Genomic DNA, 7,181 nt, shown 5'->3' with positions numbered 1-7,181 from the left:
CCCCCACACCTACCGCCTCCACCCACCGGGCAAATCACCCCGTGATAACGGTCGCCCTGCCACTCCACCCACCATCAAATCCGCGACCAGGACCGCGACCGGACGACCACCACCTCGACCCCAAGCCGCTTGACCACACGACCCGCCCGCAACCCACAGCCTCTGATCCCACCGCCGCCGTCGTCACCGAGAGCTGCCCGACCGAGAATCCTCAGTCGGGCAGCACACCCCTGCCCACACCAGGTAGATCAGTCCATGGGCTTCCACCTAGTTTGTGGACACCGGTTGTCGTCGATGGCGGTCATCGTCGCTGATCGTGTTTCGTATCCGGCTGGGGCTGAGATAGTCCAGGGTCGAGTGGCGGCGCCAGGTGTCGTTGAAGACCAGCCAGCCGGGCACCGCCAGCCGGGGTTTGCATGGTGGGCCAGCTAGGACGTGTCTCAAAGTGGGCCTCAGCCCACGCGCGGGCGTCTGGCTCGCCTGAATTCGGAGACGCCGAAGCGAGCCCGAGCGGGCATTTCATGCGGCGACGCCGCGCTCGCGCACGGCCCAACGCGCCATGACGGGACTCTGCACACGGCCTAGCTGCTGGGGCCGGACGCTCGTGTTTGAGGCTGGCGAAGAACCTGTAGGCCAGGGCGTTGTCAGTGGTGGAGACGATCGCGCTCATTGATTGGCGTGTCCGGCCGTCCGGTACATGGCTCGGTGAAGGCGACCCAGGGTGTATTGCCCGCCGTGGTTGGGGTGGGGTGGAAGGTCACACCGGTTACGTCGCCGCTGCGGGCCGCAGCGTGGCGGGCAGTGCGCCCATGACGAACTCGGCGTGCGCCTGTGTCCGGCCCTGGAGTAGCCGACGAGACGGCGGGGGCGGAGACGTCCGCTGTTTCGCCGTCGGCAGGCAGGCCACATCAGCGCACCAGGCTCACCCCAAACTGTCTGGCCTCCAGCAGATCTATCCAGGTCCGCACGCCACCCCATCGCGCGTGCCTTGGCCAGGTCGGGCGCGATGGGGTAGGACCTGCAGCCTGTGGCGCGGTTCGCACTCCTGACCTGCCCAGGATGCGCCGCCCATTTCTGGTGCGGTCAGTTTGTGGCGACTGTGCGGTCGGTTCTCGGGTTTGGTGTTGCGCGGGACGTGGCGCTTGTTTCGTTTGGTGGGTGGGTGTTGACCTGGAGTGCGCTCCAGGTGGGATCGTGGGGACGTGAGTTTCTACTCTCCGGGTGAGACCGCCGAGAAGAGCGGCTTCAGTATCGACACGCTGCGTTACTACGAGAAGATCGGGCTGCTTTCGGGCATTGCGCGGAACGCGTCGGGGCGGCGGGTTTTCAGCGATGACGATCTGCAGTGGCTGGAGATGCTGCGGTGTCTGCGCGGGACCGGGATGCCGATCGCCGAGATGCTTCGCTACTCCGAGCTGGCCCGTGGCGGGGACGAGACGGTGCAGGAGCGGCTTGAGCTGCTGCAGGAGCACGACCGGCGGGTAGAGGAGCAGATCGCCGAGCTGCGTACGCGGCAGGAGCAGATCCAGTGGAAGATCCGCCTTTACAGCGGCACGCTCTGTGAGGGCCTTCCCGCCTGAGTCAGGATTCGATGGGCGCGGAGCCACGTTTCGTCGGGGTCGAAGCGGTCTGATTCCCAGGTGTGGGTGCGGATCGTCCCGCGCTGCCGGAAGCGTCGCATGATCGCGACGTGCGGCGGCCATGCGACGAACCCGTTCAGCGCGGTCTCGTCGTCCCAGACCGAGACGGAGCCGCATCTGCGGTGCAACGGGATGGTCCACAGCCAGAGGCCGACCGCGCCCGGCAGGTCAGGCCAGGATCGGCGTAGGGCCATGCCCGCGCGGAAGACCGCCGGCATGTCGAGCGGGTTCGAGCAGGTGAAGTCGGTGACGCTGACGAGGACGGGGCCCGTTCCGCTGGACGAGCCGTCCCGCCAGGGGCTTCTCAGCGCCATGACGGGGACCGGCCCAGGAGGGCGAGCAGGCGGTCTTTGGGCGGTGCGTCCGGTGGGGCGTCCAGTTTCGGCGCGAACGACTCGCCGGGGGCCCGGCCGTCGTCGGGGACGATCGCGGCGACCTTGAGGGACGCGGTGACGAGGTCCTCGGCGGGCTCCCATGGGACGTTGATGGTGGCGGCGACGTCCCACGCGTGGACGACCAGGTCCACGAAGTGGAAGCTGATCGCCAAGGCGGCCGGGAAGGTGCCGCCCTCGCGGATCTCGGGAAGGGCGAGTTCGGCGTCCAAGGGGAGGTCCGCGAAGGCCCGTGTCACGAGGTCGGCGGAGGTCCGGGACGCGGCGTGGGGGTCGTCGCCCAGGTCGCCGCCGCGCCAGGCGGACAGGCGGGCGCCGTCGCCTCGGGCGGCGGCGGCGAAGCCCTCGTCCTGGCTGATCTGGTGGCGGAGGAGGCCGTGCAGGGTCCAGTCGGGGCACGGCGTGGGCCGGGTGAGCATGTCCGGCTTCACCTGCGCGACGGTGGAGAGGTAGAGGTCGGACGCCCTCCGGTCCAGGGGACGGAAGTCGGTGGTGAGCAGTTCGGTCAGCAGGTCCATGCGGTCCACGGTAGGAACTCGCAGAGGACCAGGTACAGGTCCAAAATCGTGGAGAATGACTGAGCCGATTTAGGGCGGGGGAGTGTTGGATCTGCACGTGAGCCTGGTGGGGCGGCGAGACCTCGCGGGGCAGATCTACCGGCAGCTGCGCGCCGCGATCCTGGACGGACGCCTCCGCCCGGGCGACGCGCTGCCGCCGACCCGGGAACTCGCGAGGCGGCTGGAGATCTCCCGGAACACGGTCGGCGTCGCCTATGACCGGCTCGCCGCCGAGGGGTTCCTGACGAGCCGGGTCGGCGCGGGGACGTTCGTCCTGGAGGGCGGGTCCGCCGGGCGGGGTGCGCCGTCGGCGTCGCCGCTTCGGGCGCGGGACGTGTGGGAAGGAGTGTCCGCCTGGCCTCGGCCGATGCCGGGAGTGATCTGGGATTTCCGGGCGGGGCTGCCGGACGTGGGGCTGTTCCCGTACGAGGCGTGGCGGCGGATCATGTCGGGGGTGCTGCGGTCGTCGGCGCTGGACGAGCCCGCGTCCGTGGGCGATCCGGCCGGGCTGTCCGGGTTGCGTGAGGCGATCGCCAGGCATGTGGGGGTTTCGCGGTCCGTGCGGGCGAGCGCCGGCGATGTCGTCGTCACGTCGGGGACGCAGCAGGCCATGGATCTGATCGTCCGGGTGCTGCTGGAGCCGGGTGACGTGGTGGCCGTGGAGGACCCGGGTTACCCGCCCGTCCGGATCCTGCTCACGGCGGCGGGGATGCGGGTCCGCGGCGTGCCGGTCGACGCGGAGGGGCTCCGGGTCGACCGGCTGCCGGACGAGGCGCGGGCCGTGTACGTCACGCCGTCCCATCAGTTCCCGCTGGGCATGCCGATGTCGCTGCCGCGCCGCCGGGCGCTGCTCGACTGGGCGCGGCGGCGGGACGTGGTGATCGTCGAGGACGACTACGACACGGAGTACAGGTACGGGGGACGTCCGATCGAGCCGCTGCAGAGCCTGGACGAGGACGGCCGCGTGCTCTACACGGGCACCTTCTCCAAGATCATGCGGCCGGTGCTGCGGCTGGGGTTCCTCGTGGCGCCGCCGTCGCTGCACCGTGCGTTCCGCATGGCGCGGTACGTCTCGTCCTGGCATGCCGAGCTGCCGGCGCAGGCGGCGCTTGCCAGGTTCATCGACGAGGGGTTGCTCGCCCGGCATATACGCAGGTCGCGGCGCGAGTACCGGGCGCGGCACGAGCGGGTCGCCGAACTGGTGGGCGGAATGCTCGGGGACCGGCTGACCCTCGTCCCGTCAGAGGCCGGGCTGCATCTGAGCGCCACGCTTCGGGAGGGACCCGGGCGGCGCGACGATGCGGTGATCGCGCGGAAGGCGCTCGGCGCGGGGGTCGGGCTGTTCGCGCTGTCGGAGTTCGCCGTCACCGGGCCGCCGGTCCGGGGGCTCGTCTTCGGTTACGGCGCGGTTGCGCTCCGGGAGATCGAGGAGGGGATCGGCCGGCTGCGCCACGTCATGGATGCCTAGGGGCTTCGTGGGAGTGGGCTTCCCGGGGCTTCGGCTTCGCGTTCGCGTGCGGTGTCCGGTGGACGGGGGTGACGCGCTTTCCGTTGGCGCCGAAGAAGAGGACGCGCTCGAAGTCGATGGTCAGCGCGACGTGGTCGCCGCGGTTCGGACGGTCGCCGGGCGCGATGCGGAAGATCAGGTCGGCCCGGCGGCGGTGGTGGCCGGCGTGCTCCTCGACCGGCTCCTCGGCCTGGGGCGACGGCCTGCCGAGCAAGGTCCGGACCCGGTCGAGCACACCGGGACGTTCGGGCTCGTACGACGCGGCCGGCGCGGGGCGTCCCACCTCGGTCGCGTCGACCGTGGGGATGCCGGTCTCGGCGTAGGCGAGCCATTCGTGCCCGTGGAACTCCAGCGCGCGGATCTGGCCGGACAGGACCGTCCCGGGCGGCGCCGGCGAGCCGGGGGCGATGGGCATGAGCGTGTCCGGGCGGATCCCGACGCTGATGGACTGGCCGTGATGGCTGATCAGCGAGGATGCCCTTGGGTCGTTCCAAGGGATGATCAGCCGCTGCGAGCCGAAGTCGAGCAGCAGCCCCTCGCCCTCGACGGCCCACAGGGTGGCCTGCAGCAGGTTGATCGGGGGAGAGCTGAGGAAGGCGGCCACGAACACGGTCGCCGGGTCCTCGTAGATCTGCTCGGGGGTGCCGACGTCCTCCAGGACGCCGTCCCGCAGCACCGCCATCCGGTCGGCCATCGTCATGGCCTCGACCTGGTCGTGGGTGACGTAGACGGTGGTGGTGCCGGTGGAGCGCACGAGCGCGGCGATCTCCACGCGCAGCTCGGTGCGCAGCCCGGCGTCGAGGCTGGACAGCGGCTCGTCCATCAGGAACAGCGACGGCTCGCGGATCAGCGCGCGTCCGATCGCGGCCCGCTGCCGCTGGCCGCCGGACAGCGTCCGCGGCAGCCGGTCGATCATCGAGTTGATGCCGAGCGCGCGCGCCAGTTCGTGGACCTTCGCGTGCGCCTCGGCGCGGTCGTCCCCGGAGACCTCCAGGGGGAACATCATGTTCCCCTTGACCGTGCGGTGCGGGTAGAGCGCGCCCTCCTGGAACACCATGGCCACGTTCCGGTCGCGCGGCTGCAGGTCGTTGGCCACCGTTCCGTTCAGCCACAGGTCGCCGCCGGTGATGTCCTCCAGCCCGGCGATCATCCGCAGGATCGTGGACTTGCCGCACCCGGACGGCCCGAGCAGGACGAACAGCTCGCCGTCGTTGATCTTCAAGCGCACATTCCGGACAGCGACCACTCCGCCTGGGTACACCTTGTCGACGCCGTCGAGCACTACATCCGTCATCGGGTCCGCCTGGGGTAAGCCAAAATTCCGGTCCGTCATCACATCGTGCGCTGGTCTGTGTTGTCCAGACTAAATCCGGTATGGCCTGCGGGCTGATCGGCCGAGTCCGGCCATGAATCATGAGATACCGGCCACTGGAGGAGGAACGCCGCCATCCGGCCCTCCAGTGGATAGCTGGTACGTATCGGGTTCTCGGCTGGTATGCCTCCGGCTGCCGGACGGCCCGCGTCCGAGCCCCGGGAGGACGTCTCCCGGCCGGGCGGCGCCGGTTCGGGGCGGACGGGGTCGGTTCGAGGAGAAGGGCGCCGGTTCGGGGGAGGATCGGCGCCGGTTCGGGCTTGCGGCGCCGGATGTCGGGGCGCCGCCGTAGACTCCTCGTCGTGGCAGGCCGTATTCGCAATGAGGACATCGCGCTCGTCCGGGAGCGCTCGTCCATCGCCGACGTGATCGGTGAGTACCTGCAGCTTCGCAGTGCGGGCGGCGGCAACCTCAAGGGCCTTTGCCCGTTCCACGACGAGAAGTCGCCCTCGTTCAACGTGACGCCGGCGCGCGGGCTGTACTTCTGCTTCGGCTGCGAGGCGGGCGGCGACGTCATCAAGTTCGTCCAGGAGATCGAGCATCTGTCCTTCTCCGATGCGGTGGAACGGCTCGCCGTGCAGGCGGGCCTCCAGCTCCGCTACGAGGACGGCGGCGGACGCGGCACCCGGCAGGACGGCGGCCAGCGTGCGCGGCTGATCGAAGCGCACAGGGCGGCCGCCGAGTACTACACCGAGCAGCTGAGCTCGCCGGACGGCGCGATCGGCCGGACGTTCCTTTCCGAGCGCGGGTTCGAGCCCGCCGACGCCGACCGCTTCGGCGTGGGGTTCGCGCCCCGCGAGTGGGAGGGCCTGGTCCGGCATCTGCGCCAACGCGGCTTCGCCGACCGCGACATCGTCGCCGGCGGCCTCGCCAAGGAGGGGCGGCGCGGCCCGATGGACCGGTTCCGCGGCCGGCTGATGTGGCCGATCCGCGACCTGTCCGGCGACGTCATCGGGTTCGGCGCGCGTCGCCTGTACGAGGACGACGACGGCCCCAAGTACCTGAACACGCCCGAGTCGCCGCTCTTCCACAAGGGCTCGGTGCTGTACGGGGCCGACCTGGCGAAGAAGGAGATCGCGCGACGGCGGCAGGCCGTGGTCGTCGAGGGCTACACCGACGTCATGGCCTGCCATCTGGCGGGCGTCCCGACGGCGATCGCGACGTGCGGGACGGCGTTCGGCGACGACCACATCAAGGTGCTGCGCCGCCTGCTCATGGACCAGGACGAGTTCCGCGGCGAGGTGATCTTCACGTTCGACGGCGACGCGGCCGGCCGGAAGGCGGCGCTGCGCGCGTTCGACGACGAGCAGAAGTTCGTGTCGCAGACGTTCGTCGCGATCCAGCCGGACGGGCTCGACCCGTGCGACCTGCGGATCCGGCACGGCGACGCGGCTGTCCGCGACCTGGTGGCCTCGCGGCTGCCGCTGTTCGAGTTCGCGGTGCGCAGCGCGATCGAGCAGCACGACCTCGACACCGTGGAGGGGCGGCTGAGCGCGCTCGACGCCGCGGCCCCGGTCGTCGCCGCCATCAAGGACCGGTCGCGGCGCCACATGTATGCCGTCAATCTGGACCGCTGGCTCGGGATCATGGACGAGCAGTTCGTGCTGCGGCGCGTCCGCGAACTGGCGGCCCGGCGCCACGGCCGCCCCCAGAACGGCAGCAACAGGGGCGGGAACGACAGGAGCGGCAACAACAGAGGCGGAAACCACGGGG

General features: G+C 70.5%; 6 protein-coding genes. 3 read left to right on the top strand and 3 right to left on the bottom strand.

Annotated features, from left to right (window positions below; genetic code table 11):
• The first annotated feature begins 1,202 nt into the window (after positions 1-1,202).
• Positions 1,203-1,580: a MerR family transcriptional regulator gene (locus ETD83_RS37365; protein ID WP_138649926.1), complete on the top strand. Its 378-nt coding sequence runs from the start codon at positions 1,203-1,205 to the stop codon at positions 1,578-1,580.
• On the opposite strand, the gene ETD83_RS37360 is transcribed toward ETD83_RS37365, so the two are convergent.
• Positions 1,544-1,954, bottom strand: a complete 411-nt coding sequence (locus ETD83_RS37360; protein ID WP_205718093.1) for a hypothetical protein — start codon at positions 1,952-1,954, stop codon at positions 1,544-1,546. The genes ETD83_RS37365 and ETD83_RS37360 overlap by 37 nt on opposite strands.
• Positions 1,945-2,550, bottom strand: coding sequence for a TIGR03086 family metal-binding protein (locus ETD83_RS37355; RefSeq protein WP_138649925.1), 606 nt, complete (start codon positions 2,548-2,550; stop codon positions 1,945-1,947). The genes ETD83_RS37360 and ETD83_RS37355 overlap by 10 nt, the downstream gene beginning before the upstream one ends.
• 85 nt (positions 2,551-2,635) lie before the next feature.
• Between ETD83_RS37355 and pdxR the strand changes: the two genes are divergently transcribed.
• Entirely contained in the window at positions 2,636-4,057 is a 1,422-nt protein-coding gene (gene pdxR, locus ETD83_RS37350; protein ID WP_138649924.1) for a MocR-like pyridoxine biosynthesis transcription factor PdxR, read from the top strand.
• Here the strand turns inward: pdxR and ETD83_RS37345 are convergent.
• Positions 4,044-5,390 (bottom strand): ABC transporter ATP-binding protein, encoded by a 1,347-nt coding sequence (locus tag ETD83_RS37345; RefSeq protein WP_138649923.1) that lies wholly within the window; start codon positions 5,388-5,390, stop codon positions 4,044-4,046. The two genes, pdxR and ETD83_RS37345, sit on opposite strands and share 14 nt — an antisense overlap.
• A gap of 380 nt (positions 5,391-5,770) precedes the next feature.
• Between ETD83_RS37345 and dnaG the strand changes: the two genes are divergently transcribed.
• Positions 5,771-7,181 (top strand): DNA primase (gene dnaG / locus ETD83_RS37340; RefSeq protein WP_138649922.1); only part of this gene is annotated, 1,411 nt, incomplete at its 3' end.

The sequence above is a fragment of the Actinomadura soli genome (assembly GCF_005889715.1).
Lineage (GTDB): Bacteria > Actinomycetota > Actinomycetes > Streptosporangiales > Streptosporangiaceae > Spirillospora > Spirillospora soli.
Note: the sequence above shows the minus strand (reverse complement) of the source record. Positions and strands in the feature narration are given on the sequence as shown.

What these genes read in the sequence shown, in the direction of transcription:
- ETD83_RS37345 (WP_138649923.1), bottom strand. Translation starts at nt 5,390, where the DNA reads ATGACGGATGTAGTGCTCGACGGCGTCGACAAGGTGTACCCAGGCGGA.
- ETD83_RS37360 (WP_205718093.1), bottom strand. Translation starts at nt 1,954, where the DNA reads ATGGCGCTGAGAAGCCCCTGGCGGGACGGCTCGTCCAGCGGAACGGGC.
- ETD83_RS37355 (WP_138649925.1), bottom strand. Translation starts at nt 2,550, where the DNA reads ATGGACCTGCTGACCGAACTGCTCACCACCGACTTCCGTCCCCTGGAC.